This is a genomic window from Streptomyces sp. NPDC002680 (genome assembly GCF_042889145.1).
Lineage (GTDB): Bacteria > Actinomycetota > Actinomycetes > Streptomycetales > Streptomycetaceae > Streptomyces > Streptomyces adonidis.
Window position 1 is genome coordinate 139,759 of record NZ_JBIAQP010000001.1, and the last position, 19,857, is coordinate 159,615.

At 70.0% G+C, this 19,857-nt stretch carries 13 protein-coding genes and 1 pseudogene; 6 read left to right on the plus strand and 8 right to left on the minus strand.

What is annotated here, in order from left to right:
* Positions 1-298: 298 nt before the first annotated feature.
* Positions 299-1,711, minus strand: coding sequence for a dihydrolipoyl dehydrogenase (lpdA, locus tag ACFYXF_RS00645; RefSeq protein WP_389346574.1), 1,413 nt, complete (start codon positions 1,709-1,711; stop codon positions 299-301).
* 239 nt (positions 1,712-1,950) lie between these two features.
* Between lpdA and ACFYXF_RS00650 the strand changes: the two genes are divergently transcribed.
* From ACFYXF_RS00650 to ACFYXF_RS00675, 6 genes and pseudogenes are all read left to right on the plus strand, one after another.
* A complete protein-coding gene (locus ACFYXF_RS00650; RefSeq protein WP_389346576.1) occupies positions 1,951-2,559 on the plus strand; it encodes an isochorismatase family protein in 609 nt (202 codons plus the stop codon).
* Between the two features lie 95 nt (positions 2,560-2,654).
* A complete protein-coding gene (locus ACFYXF_RS00655; RefSeq protein WP_389346578.1) occupies positions 2,655-3,743 on the plus strand; it encodes an LLM class flavin-dependent oxidoreductase in 1,089 nt (362 codons plus the stop codon).
* Positions 3,740-4,389: pseudogene (locus ACFYXF_RS00660) on the plus strand (FMN reductase). The gene ACFYXF_RS00655 and the pseudogene ACFYXF_RS00660 overlap by 4 nt, the downstream one beginning before the upstream one ends.
* Positions 4,390-5,056: 667 nt before the next feature.
* Complete coding sequence (locus ACFYXF_RS00665) at positions 5,057-9,085, plus strand: HPC2 multi-domain protein (RefSeq protein WP_389346580.1); 4,029 nt, start codon at positions 5,057-5,059, stop codon at positions 9,083-9,085.
* Positions 9,073-9,774 (plus strand): hypothetical protein, encoded by a 702-nt coding sequence (locus tag ACFYXF_RS00670; protein ID WP_389346582.1) that lies wholly within the window; start codon positions 9,073-9,075, stop codon positions 9,772-9,774. Before ACFYXF_RS00665 ends, ACFYXF_RS00670 begins: the two co-directional genes overlap by 13 nt.
* A gap of 108 nt (positions 9,775-9,882) precedes the next feature.
* On the plus strand, positions 9,883-10,173 hold the full coding sequence (locus ACFYXF_RS00675) for a Scr1 family TA system antitoxin-like transcriptional regulator (RefSeq protein WP_389346584.1): 291 nt from the start codon (positions 9,883-9,885) through the stop codon (positions 10,171-10,173).
* Between the two features lie 121 nt (positions 10,174-10,294).
* On the opposite strand, the gene ACFYXF_RS00680 is transcribed toward ACFYXF_RS00675, so the two are convergent.
* The 7 genes from ACFYXF_RS00680 to ACFYXF_RS00710 all read right to left on the minus strand — a co-directional run bounded on the left by ACFYXF_RS00680 (position 10,295) and on the right by ACFYXF_RS00710 (position 19,853).
* On the minus strand, positions 10,295-10,471 hold the full coding sequence (locus ACFYXF_RS00680) for a hypothetical protein (protein WP_389346586.1): 177 nt from the start codon (positions 10,469-10,471) through the stop codon (positions 10,295-10,297).
* A 122-nt stretch (positions 10,472-10,593) separates the two neighbouring features.
* Positions 10,594-12,858 (minus strand): ATP-binding protein, encoded by a 2,265-nt coding sequence (locus tag ACFYXF_RS00685; RefSeq protein WP_389346589.1) that lies wholly within the window; start codon positions 12,856-12,858, stop codon positions 10,594-10,596.
* Positions 12,859-12,987: 129 nt separating this feature from the next.
* A complete protein-coding gene (locus tag ACFYXF_RS00690) occupies positions 12,988-14,760 on the minus strand; it encodes a hypothetical protein (RefSeq protein ID WP_389346591.1) in 1,773 nt (590 codons plus the stop codon).
* Entirely contained in the window at positions 14,757-15,287 is a 531-nt protein-coding gene (locus ACFYXF_RS00695) for a hypothetical protein (RefSeq protein ID WP_389346593.1), read from the minus strand. Before ACFYXF_RS00695 ends, ACFYXF_RS00690 begins: the two co-directional genes overlap by 4 nt.
* Positions 15,288-15,289: 2 nt before the next feature.
* On the minus strand, positions 15,290-16,438 hold the full coding sequence (locus ACFYXF_RS00700) for a hypothetical protein (RefSeq protein WP_389346595.1): 1,149 nt from the start codon (positions 16,436-16,438) through the stop codon (positions 15,290-15,292).
* A complete protein-coding gene (locus ACFYXF_RS00705) occupies positions 16,435-18,555 on the minus strand; it encodes a hypothetical protein (RefSeq protein WP_389346597.1) in 2,121 nt (706 codons plus the stop codon). Before ACFYXF_RS00705 ends, ACFYXF_RS00700 begins: the two co-directional genes overlap by 4 nt.
* Positions 18,556-18,557: 2 nt before the next feature.
* Positions 18,558-19,853, minus strand: coding sequence for a hypothetical protein (locus ACFYXF_RS00710; protein ID WP_389346599.1), 1,296 nt, complete (start codon positions 19,851-19,853; stop codon positions 18,558-18,560).
* Between the last annotated feature and the right edge of the window lie 4 nt (positions 19,854-19,857).

Here is a 19,857-nt window from a genome sequence, read left to right on the forward strand (position 1 = left end):
GCACTTGAGGTCGTGGTGCTCCAGGGCCGCCAGGTCGCGGCAGGCGGGAAGGATCGCGGACGCGTGCCGACGACGCACCTCGGCACTGCGGCACAGCACGGCCGGCGCGGGCGGCTGCCACTCCTCGACCGAGCACCAGGCCGGCGCCAGCCGGGTGGCCTCGTACCTGTCGCCGCCGAGCCGGGCCGGCAGTGCGTCGTCGATGCTCTTCTCGTCCTGCTCCGGCAGTGCGTCCGCCTGAGCACGGGACCGTGGAGGAGGCACGGTCGTGTCCGGCGGACGCGGGCTGCCCGTGACCTCACATGTTGATCATGTGGCCCGCGAGACCGTGGACGGCTTCCTTGACCGCCTCGCCCAGGGTGGGGTGGGCGTGGACGTTGCGGGCGACCTCGTGGACGGTGAGGTCCCACTGCTGGGCCAGGGTCAGTTCCGGGAGCAGTTCGGTGACGTCGGGGCCGATGAGATGGGCGCCGAGGAGTTCTCCGTACTTGGCGTCGCTGATCAGCTTCACGAAGCCGGTCGCGTCGCCCAGGCCATGGGCCTTGGCGTTCGCGGTGAACGGGAACTTGGCGACCCGGACGTCGTATCCCTTCTCCTTCGCCTGGGCCTCGGTGTGGCCGAAGCTGGCGATCTGGGGCTGGCAGTAGGTGGCGCGCGGAATCATCACGTAGTCCAGTTCCATGGTCTCGGCGTCCGCGAGGGTCTCGGCGGCGATCACCCCCATCGCCTCGGCGGCGTGCGCGAGCATCAGCTTCGCGGTGACGTCGCCGATGGCGTAGATGTGCGGGGTGGAGGTACGGCACCGGCCGTCGACGTCGATCGCGCCGCGCTCGGTGACGGTGACGCCCGTGTTCTCCAGGCCGTAACCCGTCACGTTCGGCGCGAAGCCGATCGCCTGCAGGACCTTGTCGGCCTCCAGGACCTGCTGGGTGCCGTCCTTCCCGGTGACCGTGACGCGCACCTGGGGACCGGACTCGTCGATCGACTCGACGCGGGTCGAGGTGAGCACTTCGATGCCCAACTTCCGGTACTGCTTGGCCAGTTCGGCGGAGACCTCGGCGTCCTCCAGCGGGGCGACCCGGTCCAGGAACTCGACGATCGTGACCTGCACGCCGTAGTTGTGCAGGACGTAGGCGAACTCGACACCGATGGCGCCGGCGCCCGCGATGACGATCGACCGCGGCAGGTCGTCGGCGAGGATCTGCTCCTCGAACGTCACCACGCGGGCGCTGCGCTTGGTGCCGGGGAGGAGCTTCGGGGTGGCGCCGGTGGCGATGATGCAGTGGTCGAAGCCGATCGTGCGGGTGTTGCCGTCGTAGCCGGCCACCTGGAGCGTGTGCGGGTCGAGGAACGTGCCGCGGCCGTCGATCTCCGTGATCCTGTTCTTCTTCATCAGGTAGTGGACGCCCTTGACCCGGCCGTCCGCGACCTTCCGGCTGCGGCGGAACGCCTCGCCGTAGTCGAAGGAGACCTGGCCGTCGACCTTGATGCCGAAGGTCTTCGCCTCGCGCGTGAAGATGTGCGCCAGCTCGGCGTTGCGCAGCAGGGCCTTGGTGGGGATGCAGCCCACGTTCAGACAGACACCGCCCCAGTACTTCTCCTCGACCACCGCGACGCGCTTGCCCAGCTGGGCGGCCCGGATGGCGGCGACATAGCCGCCGGGACCCGCACCGAGTACGACGACGTCGAAACGCTCATCCTGCTCGTCCATCGAGAGTTCCTTTCCCACAGGAATGTCCATGCTCCCCAGGACAGTGTCCAGGACGACGTACCTGGTCGGCGGTGAGCTCAACACGATCTTCCCACCGAGCCGATGCATTGGGCGGCAAAACATTTCGCCACTTGTAGGGAATAGATGCCAGGTGGCATACGCTGACGACTAACAATTGGTCGACCAAGTATCTGGATCGACACCGCACCATCCGTCCGCTCCCCAGGAAGAGGCCCCTCATGACCGCACAGACCGCGCAGACCGCCGCCGAGCCGTTCACCCCCGAGAACTCCGCGATGCTGCTGATCGACCACCAGGTCGGCACCATGGGCTGGGTCGGCTCCATCGCCTTCGACGAGATGAAGGCCAACGCCCTCGCGCTGGCCAAGGCCGCCAAGGCCCTGGACATACCGCTGGTCCTGACCTCCTCCATGGAGGAGTACGCCCAGGGACCCCTGCTCTCCGAACTCGCCGAGACAGCCCCCGCCGAGTTCGCCGCCCGCGTCCAGCGTCAGGGCGTCGTCAACGCCTTCGACGACAAGAACTTCGCCGACGCCGTCACCGCCACCGGCCGCACCCACCTCATCATCGCCGGCGTCACCAACGACGTCTGCACCGTCTACCCCACCCTCACCGCCCTCGCCGACGGTCACCCCGTCCAGATCGTCGCCGACGCCGGCGGCTCCCCCACCAAGACCGCCGACGACATCGCCGTCCGCCGCATGGACAAGGCCGGCGCCACCATCACCTCCACCAACCAGCTCCTCGCCGAACTCGCCCACAACTGGACCACCCCGAACGGCAGCAAGATCATCAACATCCTCATGGAACTCCTCCCCCAGAGCTGAGTCCGACCCGACAGAACGAGGTGTGGGGTGAGCACCGCCCGCCCCACACCCCCGCCTGGCACCACCACAGCACTTCTCTCGCCCAGGAGGGCTCCATGCAGTTCGGCATCTTCAGCGTCGGCGACGTCACCGCCGACCCCGCCACGGACAGAATTCTGACCGAGCACGAGCGGCTCAAGGCGACGGTCGCGACCGCGGTCCACGCCGAGGAGGTCGGCTTCGACGTCTTCGCGACCGGTGAGCACCACAACCCGCCGTTCGTCTCCTCCTCACCGACCACCCTGCTCGGCCATATCGCCGCGCGGACCGACCGGATCATCCTGTCGACGTCGACCACGCTGATCACCACCAACGACCCGGTGAAGATCGCCGAGGACTACGCGGTCCTCCAGCACCTCGCCGACGGCCGCGTGGACCTGATGATGGGCCGCGGCAACACCGGCCCGGTCTATCCCTGGTTCGGCAAGGACATCCGCCAGGGGATCCCGCTCGCCATCGAGAACTACGCGCTGCTGCACCGGCTGTGGCGCGAGGACGTCGTCGACTGGGAGGGCAGGTTCCGTACGCCGCTCCAGGGGTTCACCTCGACGCCGCGCCCCCTGGACGGCGTCCCGCCCTTCGTCTGGCACGGCTCCGTGCGCAGCCCCGAGATCGCCGAACAGGCCGCCTACTACGGCGACGGCTTCTTCGTGAACAACCTCTTCGGGCCCATGAACCACTTCACGAAGCTGATCAACCTCTACCGCGAGCGCTACGCCCACTACGGACACGGCACCCAGGAACAGGCCGTCGTCGGAGCCGGCGGCCATGTCTTCGTACGCAGGAACTCCCAGGACGCCGTACGCGAGTACCGCCCCTACTTCGACAACTCCCCCGTCTACGGCGGCGGTCCGTCGATGGAGCAGTACATGGCGCAGACCTCGCTCACCGTCGGCAGCCCGCAGGAGGTCATCGACAAGACGCTGTCCTTCCGTGAGCACTTCGGCGACTACCAGCGCCAGTTGTTCAACATCGACATGGCCGGGCTGCCGCGGAAGACCGTCCTCGAACAGCTCGACCTGCTCGGCGAGGAGGTGCTTCCGACCCTGCGCAAGGAGTTCGCCTCCGTACGCCCCAGCAGTGTTCCGGAGGCTCCCACGCACGCCTCCCTGCTCGCCGCGCACTCCGAGGAGGCGACCAAGTGAACGCGGACATCGCCCAGCCACTCCGCCTCACGGTCGTGTCGGCCGGCCTGAGCGTCCCCTCGTCCACCCGGCTGCTGGCCGACCGCCTCGCCGAGGCAGTCCGACAGCAACTGGCCGACGCCGGGAGCGATGTCGAGACACGGGTCGTCGAACTGCGCGACCTGGCCGTCGACATCGCCAACAACCTGGTCACCGGCTTCCCCTCACCCTCCCTGGCGGAAGCCGTGGAGGCGGTCACCTCGGCGGACGGTCTGATCGCCGTCACTCCGGTCTTCACCGCCTCGTACAGCGGGCTCTTCAAGTCGTTCTTCGACGTCATCGACAACGACGCCCTCACCGGCAAGGCCGTGCTGGCCGCGGCGACCGGCGGTACGGCCCGCCACTCGCTGGCGCTGGAGCACGCGCTGCGTCCGCTCTTCGCCTACCTGCGCGCGCGGTCGTCGTACCCACATCGGTGTACGCGGCCTCCGAGGACTGGGGCGGCAACGGCGATCCCCTGACCGACACACTGCCCAACCGGATCGTGCGCGCGGGCGGCGAACTGGCGGAGCTGATGCGCGGGCGGGTGAGGTCTGCCGCGCAAGCGAACGACGACCCGCCCGTTGTCCCGTTCGCACAGCAACTGGCCGCGCTGCGACCGGTGTGACGCGCGGCATCAGGAACCGGGATCGCGGCGTATGGGCGGCCGTCTCCCTTCGTCGAACCGTTGCGCCGAGGAAGAGCCGTGACTCCAGCCGCACCGCGCGGACACGACGCGCCTGAGTCCCGGCAGCCGGCGTTGCCTCAAGTGGCCCTGTCGGACGGGCAGTCGGCTCGGACCCGCCGGCCGATGCGCGCCGACGCTGTGCGCAATCGTGCGCGGCTGCTGGAAGCGGCAGCCCGTCCGGCCGCCGAGGACGGCGTCCGACACATCACCATGGGCGCGGTCCCGCGTGCCGCCTCGGTGGGCAAGGGCACCGTCTTCCGGCACTTCGGCGACCGGCCCGGGCTGCTGATGACGCTGCTCGACCCTGCCGCCGAGCGGGCCTACCAGGCGTCGTTCCTGACCGGCCCGCCGCCGCTCGGACCCGGCGCCGGCGCGCCCGCGATCGAGCGGCTGGAGGCCTTCGCCGTGGGGGCGTCGATTGGCGGATCCAAGTCGTCGGTGGCGAGGACCATGCATCCCTCACCCCGCACCGCGCACGCTTGCCGGAGACGCCTCGGGGATACAGAGGTGACGGTCTCGTCACGCCCGTATTGGCACACTGCCTCGGAGTGTCCCCCGGACACCGAGTTCCTGTCGCCACTGCCGGCTGTGGGAGGGGTTCCGTCCGATGCCAGCGCCGAAGGCTCTTGGGCTGCGGCCGAAGGTGTCGACGACGGGGGTGGCGGCCGCGAAGGGCGGGGCGGAGGCATCGGGTCCCTCCCGTACTCCGTCGGCGTCGTCCAATGCGGCGGTGACAGCCGGCCTGGTGAGCGGACGCGGACCGGTGCCGACCCCGTCTCTCCCGGGGCGTCTCCCGCCTGCCGCGCAGGACATGTTCGGCAACAGCGCGGTGGCGGCGGCCGGTCGGGGGGAGAGCGGCGCGGCCCTGTCTGCCGTTGGTACTCCGGTCGTCGACGCTCCGGCCGCCGCCGGATTGGCCGTGGATACTCCAGCCGTCGGCGCTCCGGCCGTCGCCGGACCCGCGGTGGCGGACGCGGTGGAGGCGGCACCTGCGGCCGCTGCCTCCGGTGCCGCGCCGGACGTCAAGGCGCGGCCCGGCCCGAACGCGGATCCGAAGTTCGCGAAGCTGAAGAAGGACGTCGCACAGAAGAAGCGGACGCTGGCCGCCTCGCACCCGCCGCCGCGGACCGAAGCGGGCGCGGCGCAGGACGCGGCTCTTCCGCCGAAGGACGACGCCGAGGCACAGGGCAAGACCGCCAACGCCGAGAAGATGAACGAGGCGCAGCCCAAGGAGTTCGACAAGGACGCGTTCATCAGGGCGGTCGAGAAGGCGATCGCCGACAAGGCGCCCAAGAACCTCGACGAGGCGGACAAGTTCGCCGAGTCCGGCAAGGCCGACGAGGTACGCGCGGAGGTGGACGGCAAGGTCGGCGAGGGCAAGTCGGATTCGGCGCAGCAGATCGCCACGACGACCGCCGCCCCGCCGGACACCTCGACGGCCGTGCCCAAGAAGGTCGTACCGATGACCGCGGACCGGCCGCCCGGGGCCCCGGGCACACCGGCACCCGCGAACGCCGTGCCGGACAGACTTCCGCCGTCGGCCACCGATCTGTCCGCCGGCCCCGCCGAGGTCAATCAGCGGATGGCGGACGCGCAGGTCACCGAAGCGCAGATGCAGAAGTCCAACGAGCCCACGTTCAAGAAGGCCATGGGCGAGAAGAAGGCCGCCGAGCACCACTCCGAGGTGGCTCCCGGCCAGATGCGCGGGCACGAGAAGAAAGAACTCAACTCGGCCACCGCTCAGGCAAAGCGGCTCGGTACCGCCGCGATGGGCGCTATGGGCGCCCAGCGGGCACTGACCGGGCAGCGGGTCGACGCGGGCAAGGGCGGCGCCAAGGGCCGGGACGAGGAGAAGAGGGCCCAGGTCACGACGCTCCTCCAGGGTGTCTTCGACCGGATGCAGAAGGACGTCCAGGGCACTCTCGACGGTCTCGACAAGCTGGTCGACGACCAGTTCGGCAGGGGTGAGAAGCAGGCGCGGGATGCGTTCACCGCCGAGCACAAACGGGGGATGGAGGAGTACAAGGACCGCCGTTACTCGGGTCCGGCGGGCCCGTTTCGGTGGACGCGGGATCTGTTCGCCGGGCTGCCCGCCGAAGCCGACAAGATCTTCGAAGCGGCCCGCGACAACTACGTCCGCCGGATGCGGCAGGTAATCTCCGACGTCGCCGACACCATCGGTGCGCAGCTGAACCGGGCCAAGAAGCGCATCGCGCAGGGCCGGTCCGAGATGCGGGACGCGGTGCAGAAGCTCCCCGCCGACCTGCGGTCCATCGGGCGGGAAGCGGCGGCCGAGTTCACCGACAAGTTCGACGAGCTCACCCAGTCCGTGGACGACAAGGGCACCGAGCTGGTCGACACGCTGGCCACCAAGTACACCGACGCCCTCAAGTCCGTCGACGACGAGATCGCCGCGGAGAAGGAGAAGAACAAGGGGCTCGTGGCCAAGGCCGTGGACGCGGTGAAGGCCGTGATCAACACGATCATGGAGCTCAAGAACCTGCTCCTGTCGGTCCTGGCCAAGGCCGCGCAGGCGGTGATGCTGATCCTCAAGGATCCGATCGGTTTCCTGCGCAACCTGGTGACGGCCGTCGGAGCGGGTCTGAAACAGTTCCTGCGGAACATCGGCAGACATCTGCAACAGGGCATCATGTCCTGGCTGTTGGGCAAGACGTCCGAGGCCGGCATCGAGATGCCCGCGAAGTTCGACACCCAGGGCATCGTGCAGATGCTCGCCTCGCTGCTCGGGCTGACCTGGCAGAACATCCGGGCCCGGATCGTGCGCAAGGTCCCGAAGATGGAACCGGCGGTCGCGGCGGCGGAGACCGCGGTGCCGTTGGTCGCCGAGGTCCGCAAGCGGGGTGTCGCGGGCATGTGGGACGACCTCAAGTCCCGTGTCGGCGACATGAAGAAGGACCTGCTCGACAAGGTCATCGCGTATGTGACGCCCACGATCGTCGAGGCCGGGATCACGTGGGTGCTCTCGCTGCTCAACCCCGCGTCCGCGTTCGTACGCGCGGTGAAACTGATCATCGACATAGTCAAGTTCGTGGTCACCCAGGCGCGTCAGATCTTCGACTTCGTCAACGCCGTCCTCGACGCGGTCATCGCGATCGCCCGGGGCGGCAGCGGCGGCGTACCGGCCCTGATCGAAAACGCCCTGGCCCGCGCCATCCCCGTCCTGCTCGGCTTCCTCGCCTCCCTCCTGGGCATCGGCGGCATCGCGGCCAAGGTCAAACAGATCGTCCAGGCCATGTCCAAGCCGGTCGGCCGGGCGGTGGACTGGGTGATCGAGAAGATCGTGGGGCTGGTGAAGAAGCTGTGGGCGAAGATCAAGTCGAAGTTCGACAAGAAGAAGCCCACGCAGAAGACCAAGACGAAGCCGCAGCGCCGACCGGAACGAAAACGACCGGGCAGCCCACGCAAACGCCGCCCGGACAAGCGACGGCGTCCCGACAAGCGACGACATCCCAAGGCCGGGCGGGATCAAAAGCGGACGGGCGAGGGCCACACCCTCAGACCGAACTGGGAAACCGTCAGATTCTCCGCGGACGGGCACGCGCATCGGCTCTTCGTCGCGGCGTCCGGCGGCAAGGCGACGCTCATGGTCGCCAGCACGGAGCAGCCGGTCGTGGGCTATCTCAACCACGTCATCGCCGATGAGAAGACCAATCCCGAGGTCAAGCAGAAGGCTCAGGCCGCGCTCCAGCTGGCGACAACCGCAGGTGGTCAGGCGAACGAGATCGCGAAGCTTGCGGTGCACGTCCCTGAGAAGGAGGAAGCGGCGGCCAAGCAGAAGATGTCCAAGGAGCAGGCGGAGCTCTCCGCCGAACAAAAACAGCTTGCCGACCTACTCAAGGAAATCTTTGACCAGAAGAACTCCATCGAGCCCTGGCTCGGCAAGCTCGTCGCCGATGTACCGAAGGGACTGCTCGGCTACGACGTCCGGCCGGACAGCGGAACGTTCCTGTTCGGCGAGAGCTACTCGTTCCTGCAGATTCAACGCGCGGGCGGGTTCGGATCTGCCGACGAGCGTAGCTTCCCGATGGTGCACGTCGACCCGAGCGAACTCGTGCAGAAGGGCGCGGGCATCCTGCGGGCCGACATGGAGGTAATCAAGGCGTACCGCGCCGCGATCGCCACCCACCGGGACAAGCTGAAGCTCGACGAAGCGCCTGATCTAGAGGGTAATCCCGACGGTCTCGCGAACCAGCTGGAGAAGGGTGCCAACAAGCAACGGCCATTCAATATGGGCATCCGTAAGCAGATGGAAGCCATCGTGAACTTCCTTCAGAAGGGTGGAGATCTCACCGGCGTCGAGGTGAAGGTCGGGAAGAAGCGCATCGACTACACGGCCCGGATGAGCATCGACGGCCGGGCGCAACACGTCATGATCGAGTACAAGCACGTGACCGGCAAGCTCAGCACCGCACGCCGAGACGAGTTGGTGACCAAATTGGCGGCCCAGCTCACCGGTCAAATGGAAGGCGGTCGTGGAAAATACACCTCGCACATCATCGACTGGCCTGAGTTCAGCAGCCTCGACACACGTTCACAGGCAGAGTTCCGTGACGTCATCGAGGACGCCAAGGAGGTGGGTGCGACGATGGGCATCGACGTGAGATGGAACGGATGATGGCCATGGATGATTCGTACGCGGCAGGCAGCCAGCTGGTCCTTCAGATGGAAGCGTCCGACGAGACCGAGAGCACCGTGCTGCGCAGAGCCGTTACCGCGCTGGGCCAGTTTGCCGGCGAAGGCTTTGAGCCGAAAGGCGCCCGCAGTACGCGCTTCCTCAACGGGGAGGGAGCGGCTATGAGGGTCGCTCTCACGCATCCTGCTCACTCGGCACTCAACTCCTGGGTTCATGTGAGTCTCGGGGATTTCGAGCCGGACGGCGTCGGCACGATCTTCTTGACGGTCCACCTGGACGAGCCGGGGGACGTTCTCAAGCAGGAATGGGAGATGGCTGTCGCCCTGACATCACAGCTCGTGGCGGGCCTCAGTCCGAGCCTGGTGCATCTGACGGCGTGGCACCTTGACGGCTACGGGGAGATCTACCCGTCCACGCGCCTTCGGCCCGGCTCCCACCTGCCGGAAGAGTTCGGACCGTGGACCTATGTCTCGGGTAATGGGCTCACCGACCAGGTTCGTATTCGCCTCGCGACCCTGCCTGCGTACGCTTCCCAGGCGCTCGGGGACGGCTGGCTGGTGAGGGCCGTCGAAAATCCCGGTGCCGAGCCGACCGAACAGTTCCGGGACGCGCTGAAGGCACTGGACACCGAACCGATCACCTACCGAGCGGCTCGTCTCGCCGCCGCTTGATCGGTCGGAGCCGCGGGCGGGAACATGTCGAGGCGGACCGGGAGGTCTCGAACGCGGACGCCGGTCGCGTGCCAGATCGCGTTGACAATGGCGGCGGCTGAGCCGCACATGCCGATCTCGCCGCTGCCCGTGGTGCCCATCGTGTTGAGCTGGTCGACGTTCTCGTCGAGCACCGACACGGTCGTGCCCGGTCTGCTCCAGAGACGTGCCTATGCGTCAGCGATGCACCAGGCTCGGGAGATGCGCAGCTCCGGCGAGGAGATCGAGGGCATGGCGGAGGCTCGGATTCGACGTGCCGTCGGAGAAGAAGCTGTCATGGCCGAGCAGATGGACCATCTGCACGACATGGCTCAAGCTTTACGGGACAGCGAGATCCGCCGCGGCGCACGAGTGCCCTGATCGATGTGACGTCGGCCGTACCAGGTCATCACACCCTTGCTGCCAGCGATCCTGCCAGTGGACTGAACCCCAGCGTGTGTCGCGGTGCCCCGAGGATGGCGTCCTGGGGCTGGCTGTGGTGTCACCGATTCGGTGCGTCCTCGCAGCGCGTCTTCATCGGCATGACGAGCAGCGGTACAGCTGGGGCCGCCTGTGCGGCCGCTTTGGTTGTGGCTGCGTTGCCGAGCTGGTCCTGGGCAGCGGTCGGTGGTGCCTTGGCCAGCGCGTACATGCTGCGGGCCGCCGTAGCATTGCTCACCGGGCTCGGCGTCGGAGCCAGCACCTGGTGGGTGGCAGTCGCGGCATCCTGGGCCCGCGCCGGCGGCACAGGCGCCACCAACCGGTGCAGTGACAGCGGCGGTTCAGTAGGCAGCATCCGTGTCACCCCTGGTGTCCGTCGTCGAGCAGGTGGGCGTGCGGGCCGAGTTCGGCCGGGCGGAGGAGGCGGGCCTCTCGTTGGAACTGGCGGGCCACGCCTCGTACTACGTGGCGCATTCCGATCGTAGCGCTGTCGGCGTCCGCTGCCGCCAGGGCTGCGGTGCGGGCCGCCGCCGTGATGCCCGCGCCCGTCATGTCCAGGCGGGCCAGGATCTCCAGGTCCATGTCGGGGGCCAGCGGGGCCTGCGGAGGGAAGGCCAGGCGCCAGAGGCGGCGGCGCTCCGGCGCGGCTGGGCGGGGGAAGTGGAGGACGAAGTGGAAGCGGCGGGTGAACGCCGGGTCGATGTTGTCCTTGAGGTTGCTCGTCAGGATCACCAGGCCCTCGCTCGCCTCCAGGCGTTGCAGGAGGTAGCCGACTTCCAGGTTGGCGTAGCGGTCCGTGCCGTGCTTCACCTCTCCGCGCTTGCCGAACAGGGAGTCGGCCTCGTCGAAGAGCAGTACCGCGTGGCTCTCCTCCGCCTGCCGGAACGCGGCCTCCATGTTCTTCTCCGTCTCCCCCACCCACTTCGACACGACCTGGGCGAGGTCCACCTTCAGCAGCTCCAAGCCCAGCATGCCGGTGACGATCTCCGCGGACATCGTCTTTCCGGTGCCGGGCTCGCCCGTGAAGAGCGCCTTCACCCCGCCGTGTGCCGTGCGGTGGGCGAAGCCCCATGTCTCGGCGATCCTGGGCCAGGCGCGGAAGGCCGAGGCGATCTCCAGGATCTGGTTCAGCTGGGCGTCCGGCAGGACCAGGTCCTCGACGGTGCGCCGGGGCACGATCGACTGGACGCCGCTGCCGCTGCGCCCGCGCGTGACCGTGGCGATGGCGGGTTCGACGTGGTCGGAGACCGGTTCCGGGCGGCCGTTGCCGGCCAGGCGCGCCCCGGCGCCCGCGACCGACGCCACGGCGCGCAGTTCCCCGCCGCTCATCCGGTAGCGGGCGGCGAGGTCTTCCAGCAGGGGCCCGTCCAGGTCCGGGAGCGCTGCCGACCACATGGCTCGGCGGTCCCCCAACCCCGGTGTGGGTACGGTGAGTTCGGCGTACGCGCGGGCGGCGAGCAGACCTGCCGGGCGCCAGGGTTTGAGGCCGGTCAGGCACACCGGTGAGCGGGAGCGGAGCAGCGCCGCCGACACTGACTCGGCCTGCCCGTCGTGCGGTTCGCCGTGCAGGTCGTCGGTAGGGATCCACAGCACCGCGCCCAGTGCGGCGGCCGTACGCAGATCCGCCCCGGGGTCCGCGGTCAGCCGCCGCAGCGGTGCTCCCGCCGCTCGGGCCAGTGCCTGTACGGCGTCCAGCTGACCGTCCGGCGGGCATCCCCACAGCCCGGCGAGGTCGATGTCGCCGGAACCCAGGGCCCGGCCGAGGCGGGTGAGGCGGTCCGAGGACAGATACGAGGAGAGCACACGGGGTTCCGGCTCCACGACCTCGCCTGGATCGTGGCCGAGCAGACCGACGTCGCCGCCCCAGCCCAGCAGGAACTCCAACACGCCGGGCCCGAGGACCAGTTCCTGGGAGAGCTCCACCGGGGCCTTGCCGTGGGCGCGCAGCAGGCCGTACCGGCGCAGTGAGCCGGTCGGTCCGAGCGCGCGGCGCCGGGCGAGCCGGGCCGCCGCTTCCCCAGGAACTTCCGCTTCCCCAGGAACTTCCTCTCCACCAGGTACTTCCGCGGCCCCGAGGGCTTCCGCGGCCCCAGGGCCCTCCGCAGCTGCCGGGCCCGCTCCGGTCCCGAGGCCCTCCGCACCCCCCACGGCTCCCGCACTCCCCGCGCCGACCGCGCCCATCGCCCCCACTGTGACAAGCAGTTCCACGCTCGGCAGCCGCCGGTTCAGGTTGTCCACGATGTAGGCGTAGATGCGTTCGTATCCGCGGTCCAGTTCGGGCGCGGCGACCAGAAGCAGCGCGTCCTGGTCCGCGCGGGTCAGGCCGAACCTGGTGGCGAGCGCGTCCAGCGGCAGGGTGCCGCCCTCGGCGGACGCGCGTCGCCTGAGCAGGCGTTCTGCCTCCGGCTCGGGCCGCGCCGGTGCGTACGGTTGCGCCATGGTCTCGGTCAGGTCGTGCACCTCGTCGAGGAGGACACCGACCTGTTCGTCCGTCACGCAGTACGGCGTGAGGTCCGGCCGGGTGAGCCGCGCGGCGATCCGCGCCTGGCGCTCGACGGCGGCGCGCAGCGCCCGGTGCAGGTCAGCCAGCCGGATCCGCAGATGCTCGACCGCCGGCTCACCCATGCCCGTCACCTGTCCGAGGCTCACCCACGCCCGTCACCCGCCCATGGCTCACACAGAACTCGCTCATCCCCGTCCCCCATCCACGGCTCACTCATCCCCGCCACCCACCCACGCCCCACCCACACCCGATCACCCGCCCGAGAACGTCAGGGTCCGGCCGTCCAGCCACACCACGTCAGGAACGTCGGCGAGCAGACCGCCGCGCAGCAGGTCGGCGTGGCGTCGCCCTAGCGGGACGCGCACGCGTACGGCGTCGGGCTCGAACCGGATCGTGGCCTCCAGGTCCGCGAAACGGCTCAGGGACAGCAGCGGATGCGGTGTCTCACGCCCTTGCCAGAGCGTCCAGGCGATCGTGGACAGGCCGAGCGTCGCGGCCAGGGTGACGGTGTGTTCCAGGTCGCCGTCGTCCGCGAGCGGTACCGCCCTCCGTTCCACGGCCAGGGCGGTGACCAGGTCCGCCAGCCGTGCCGCATGGCCGGGCAGCCCCGCGGCCAGCCGTGGATCCGGTCGTACCTCCCCTAATCCGTCCCCGGACGTCCACAGCGGGGTGCGCCAGGGCAGGCGTATCACCGGGTCACCACGCAGCGGCCGTACGGCGGTCATGAACGGCACGCCCGCCGCCGCCAGTTCGCGCAGGGCTCCGGGCGGCAGGGGGCCGTCGCAGATCAGTACAGGTGGCCGTCCGCACGCCTGCCAGTACGGCAGCAGTCGCCCGGCTTCCGCGGCCCAGGCGATCGGGAACATGCCCTGGGCGTCGACGAGGAGCAAACCGTCGTCCATCCCCGTGATCAGGAGCGGGTCGGCGGGGTCGTGGCCCCTGCTCACCGAGAGCGCCAGGACACCGTCGAGGAGCGGGAGCGCGGGGCCTGCCTGCCGGGCGAAGTCGGGGAGCCGCTCCCCGGACACGGGCGGGTCGAGGCCGGCGAAGGCGGCCGCGGCCTCCCTGTCCTGCTCGTTGCGGCGCCAGCCCCGTCCGGTCCCGCCCAGCACCTTGTACGCCAGGGCCGCCGCGAACAGCGGTGCCTCCTCGGCCAGTTCGATGCCCGCCAGGGCCGGCCCGATCGCGTCGAGGTACCCGATCCGCGCCAGCGGCCCGGCGAGCAGGAAGGGCAGCACCGAGCCCACCCGGACCTCGCGCGCGATGGCACGGGACACGGATGTGCCGTCGGACGAGGGGGACGGGGGCTCAGAAGTCCGGGCCGGCTGGTCCGCGTGCCCCGCCGCGTCGGGCAGGGACCCCGCTAGCCGGGCGACCTCCTCGCGGTCCGCCGATGCCGCGTAGTCCGTGAGGAGCTGGGTCAAGGCCCCTCCCGGCCGGGCATCACGCAGCGCCTCGGGCAGGCCCTCCGTCGTCCCGGCCAGAAGGGCGCGCCGGGCGAGTTCGGCGAGCAGTCGCCCGGCGGACGCGTCGTCGGCTCCGAGCAGGGCGAGCAGGTAGACGCGGAGCGAGTGGTCCGGGAGCAGGGCGAGGAGCGCGTCCAGTTCGTCGCGTTCGGCGAGTTCGGTGAAGAGCGCGGCGGTCGGTGGCACCGACCACGGCGTTCGTTCCGGCGACAACGCCTCCTCGAACGGCACCGGTTGCGCGGAGGACGGGTCGGCGGGGAGTTCCGCCACCGACACCGGCGCGACATGGACCTCGAAGGGCGTCTCGCCCCGTCCGGACCAACCGGGCCTGCCCGGCCGGACGGTGACGGTCACCGGCTCGGTGATCTCCACGTCCGGGCCGTCGCCCGCCAGGTGTTCCGCGAAGTGCTCCTCCAGCACCTCGGGGAGCGCGTCGACGACCTCGCGGACCAGACCGCGTGGATCGGGCCCCCAGCTCCACCCACCGCGCCGGACCACCGTCATCGTGCAGCGGTGCACCTCGATCTCCCCGGTGGTCCGGACGGTGGACGGGCTCATGCCACGTTCACCCGCTCCAGAAGGCCCGCCCAGCCGGCCACCAGCACGAGCACGCCGTACGCGGTGTCCCCGGCGAGGGTCACCGGCAGCTTCACGTCGTTCCGCCCGGCGGGGATCTCCCCGGCGAGAAGGTGGATGACCTGGCTGTCGGCGACCAGTGCGACCACTCGGGTGGGGGCGGTCGCGGGGAGGGGCACGGTGATGGTGAGGTCGTCCGTCGTCGGCTCGACACCGCCGGTCCACGACGGCAGGTGCAGCAGCTTCGGCCTGGGCTTCTTGTCGGCCCCGAACTCGACCGCGAACGCCAACGGTTCGGCGAGTGCGCCCGGTTCGTCGTCCACGGCCGCCACGGCGAGGTCCCGGGCGTCGACCGGAAGGGTCGCCGTCCCGTCGGCGCCGAGGGAGACCCGCAACGGCAGTTCGGTGCCGACGAGTGCGGCCGCGTCGGTCGGGGCGTTCGCGCCGGTGAGTGCCAGCGCGCCCAGGACATGGCCGGTGTCGACCGCGTACACCACGGAGAGCGCCATCGTCAGCCACCGCCGTTCGTTGCCGAGACCGACGAGACCGTCGCCACGACGAGGAAGTCGACCGCCCCGGGGCGCTCGACGACGTCACGCGGGCTGTTCAAGGGGTCGTACAGGCGTGCCCGGCACCTCACCCGCAGGTCGCCGTCCACCGTGGCCTCCATGGGGATGTACAGCACCGACTCCCCCAGAACGGGCGGGGTGCGCGGAGTCAGGTGGACATGCACGAGGACCCGGCCGTCGGCGACCTGCTGTGCCGTGATGCCCGCAGGCAGCGGCAGCAGCATGCCGTCGGTGGCCGTCCCCGACGTCACCAGGGTGCTGCCCGCCGGCATCGTGCCCTCGAAGCTGCCCGCGATCTTCAGGTTGCCGTTGGCCGCCATGGTCAGCAGCGGGTCGACCGCGCCGCCGCCCTGGTAGAGGCCGAAGACCAGACTCGGCCGGTCGCCGCCGGACAACACGATCGCGGGCTTGCCCTCCTCGGCCGCCTGGCCCGTACGCAGGGTCAGGGAGCCCGACTGGGCCGAGACGATGTCCGCGCGCACTCCGGAGAACCGCACCGGAACCCCGCGCGCCACGGTCTCCACGCCACTGAAGTGGCCGTCCGCCCAGCGGACATAGCCCAGCAGGATGCGCCACAGGGCCGGCGGCGCGGCCAACTCGACCCCGATCGCCGGTGGTTGCTGCTCGGCGACCGTCCGCTCGTCGCCGAGCCGCCCGAAGGAGATCTCGTACGAGTCCTCCACCCGCGTCCGTCCGCCGGTACCGCCGCACGAGTCCGGGCGCGCGGACGTGGCCGGTTCCCGGTCGGCCGCGGCGAGGAAGACGGGGTAGGGCTCTTCCTCCTTCGGGTCCGCGCCGTTGACCTCTTCGAAGTCGCTCTCCCGCAGCACGACCGGGTCGGTGAGGACGACTTCGCGGCCGGTGCCGTCGACGGCGTACCCCGGCTCCACGCGCACCTCGACGTACCGTGCGTTGGTCAGCGGGTCGGTGCGCGGCTCGGTGGAGAGGGCGAGGCCTTCGGCGACGCCCCATTCGTGCAGGTGCCGTGCGTGCCGGGCGGACTGGCCGCGCGCGTACTCGACCGTGGCCGACAGGTCGGCGGCGGCCAGCACCTGGCCCTCGTGGAAGGCGGGGCGCATCGGTCCCGTCATGTCGTCTCACCGGGCTTCCGGGTACGGGACGACCGGGTCCGCTTCGCCGGGGGTCTGGCGGGGGCCTTCGCCGGAGGCGCCTTCGCCGGCTCGGCGGGCGGGGCGGACTCGGCGGGCGGTGCTTCGTCGCCCCCTGATGTTTCATCGCGCCCCGATGCTGCATCGCGCCCAGATGCTTCATCGGTCCCGGATGCCGCCTCGCCACCCGGTGCGTCGTCATCACCACCCGGCGTCCCTTCGAGCTCCTCCAGCCGGGGTCCGAGCCGCTCCGGCAGTTGCTCCGCCACCTGGCTCATCTGCTGCTGTGCGCTGCCGAGTTGCGCGCGCAGTCCTTCCAACGCCGCGTTCAGATCGGCCACTTGCGTCCGGAGCATGGCCAGTTCCTGCATGCTGTCGGTCACTTCACTGGGCGTCGTGTAGACCTGCTCGTGCAGAACCTTGGGCGGGGTCTCCCCGGGTGCCCGGGTGAGCAACAGGGAGAGCATCTCCTCCAGGTCGCCCGTGCGTGACCAGTCACCGAGCAGCCCTTCGACGTACGGCCGCGGCACGGGCCCCTCCGACGGGAGTTCCGGCTTCCGGTGACGCGGCTGGGGCTTGCAGCACAGCCGTTCGGCCAGTTCCCGCAGACGGTAGAGCTTGGGCAGCCACTCCCCGTACGCCGATCCGCCCGGCAACACCTGCTCCCGGGTGGCGGAGCAGATCCGTACGACATCGCAGTCCTTGAGCTCGACGTGCGCGAGCAGGACATCGGTGTCGGTGGAGTCACCGCAGGGCGGGTTCAGCGTCGCGCATGCCGCGTCGGTCACGAACCGGCGTACCGCCACGCCCAGTTTCGCGGCCGCCTCCGCGATCTGCTGGAGCTCGGCGATGGTCGCGCGCTCCACGCTGTCCGTCGGCGGGGGTGGCAGGAGCGGCGGTACGTCGATCGCGGCGACCTTCTTGCTCAGCGTGCAGTCGGCGAGGCCGGGGCTCTGCTCCAGGCGGCCGAGGAGCCACTCGCGGATCAGGCTCAGGTCGCCGCGGAACTCCACCCGCAGTGCGTGGCTGAGCGGTGTGCCCTGGGCGATCAGACGTACTTCGAGCGGTGCGTCCTCGTCCTCCCTCTCCATCGCGACGCGTGCCGCGGTCTCGGTGACCACCGCACGGGCGATGGAGCGGCGCAGCGGATCCGGCCAGGTGGCCTCCTCGTCGATGCCGCGCAGCCGGTCGCACGCCCCGCTGAGCGTACGGCGGGCGACGTGGACGGACGTGAGGTCCGGGTACTGATCCGTGAGCTGCTTCTGCCCGGCCGGGTCGTAGGTGTCGAACCGGGCGACTGCACTGGCCAGCGCGCGGACGTGCTCCGTCATCTCACGGGCCGTGGCCGGTGGCAGTGCTCCCTCGCCGCCCCCGTTCTCGCTCAGCCAGGCGAGCCCGGCGGCGTACCGCTTGGCGTCGGAGGCGTCGAAACGGAAGGCGCGGTCCGTGCCGACGGACGCGGCGAACAGGGCGTCGACGTAGTGGCCGAGCCGCCGGTCCCGGCTGCGGGCCCGGTCGGCCCGGCCCAAGTCGCCCAGTCCGGCGAGCAGTTGGGTGCCGGGGTTGTGGCGGTGGTCCTCGACGTCACCGCTCTTGACGAGGAAACGGAAGCCCTCCTGGACCCGGGAGGGGACGCAGCCCGGTGAGGGGCAGGGTTCCTCCGTGGCGTACGGCGCCACCGGGTCGACCGGGAGTTCCTCGTACCGCACGAAGAGGCCGTAACGGCGTGCGCCGTCGTCGTCGCAGGGCTCCCCGCAGTCCACGCCGCGGGCGCTGACGCGCTGCTCCTGCACCAGGGCCCGTACGTCGACCTGTTCGGTGCAGGACACCACGATGTCGTTGCCCGCCGGGTCGAGGGCGTGCCCGGGGTGCACCACCACGGTTCCGCCGCCGCAGGGATCGCAGCTGACGCCGAGTCCGCACACCACTCCCGGCCCGGACAGGGAACGATTGTGCAGTCTGTCCTTCGCCGTCGTGTACTCGACGAGCAGGCTGAGGTCGTCCTCGGTCAGCAGTTGTCCCGCGAAGAAGCGAGGTCGTACGAAGGCGGAGGTACGGGTGGCGTCACCCCCGCAGCCGCATCCGCAGTCGGTTCGCATGATCAGCGCTCCTTCACGAAGAACCAGCTCTCGAAGACGTCCCCACCCACACCGGTGCCGGACGTCCAGGGGCCGATGCCGGACGGGGGAACACCGCAACCGCCGTGCCTGGCCACCCCTTCGGAATCGGTGGTGTCGGCAGTACCCGCCGCGTCGGCATGACCGGGCCGGTCGATCAGCGGTACGCGGCCGCCGACATGGGTGCCGTCGACCGGGCGGCAGCAGCGGTCCAGGATGAACGCGGTCCGGACGGTGATCGTCAGACGGTCGCCGTCCTGGAGCGACTCCCGCGTCGTCTGCCGGAACCGGAACTCCTGGGTGAACTCGCAGGACTCGACGTCGGGTTCGGTGAACTCACCGCGCATGTACGAGATGCCGGCGCTGTTGCCCCTGCCGCCCTCGATCACCTGGAGGTCGACCACGCCGGGCCGCAGCGAGTCGGTCCGGACGTCGTCGGAGAACCGCACCACCAGCCCGCCGTCCTCGTTCTGGGTGCCGAGCAGGGCCTTGGCCTCGTCGACGGTGTAGGTGTGCCCGTGGATCCAGTTCACGCCGGTGATGACCGTGGGCACGTGCCGTCCGAAGGGGCGGCGGACGTTCATGTGGATCTCGTGTTCGCGCACCGGTTCGTGCAGGTCGACGCAGTCGATCCGGGCCAGCCAGAGCACCTTGTGCTCGCACGGGGAACAGCAGGTGTCGCAGCGTTCGTCCGCCGGGGGCTCGCACCCGGTGACGCGTACCGTGAAGCACTCCTCCGTCCAGCCGTACTCGCAGTCGGAGGTGTCCGCGCAGGCGTCGTTGTAGACGGCCCGGGTGGCTTCCACGGGCCGCTCGGCGTACTGGACACCGACCCAGACGGTGTCCGTGTCCCGTTCGTCCGGGGGCAGCGCCTTCCACAGGTCGATCACGCAACCGCCCCGCACCACGACCTCGTTGCCGTCGCAGTCCACGGCGAGACCGGGGGTGATCCGCACCTTGGCCCGGTGCCGGGTGCGTTCCGTCTCGGTGCCGTCCTGTTCGGGGTGCCCCAACTCCTCGGGCCGCTCTGCCGGTTCGGCCTGTTCGGCCTGCTCTGGCTGACGGTCCTCGTCGTGGTGGTGCCCCACCGGCTCCACGAACAGACCGCACACCACGCCGTACCCGAGCAGGGCGCGCATGCGCAGCTTCAACTTCTCGCGGTAGTACTCCTGTTCACGCTGGAAGTCCCTGGCCCCCAGCATCTGGCCGTGGAAGTACCGCAGCCTGCGCAGTGGCGGCGCGTCGAACTCCCCCGGGCGTTGCGCCCCTGTCTCCGTCATCGCT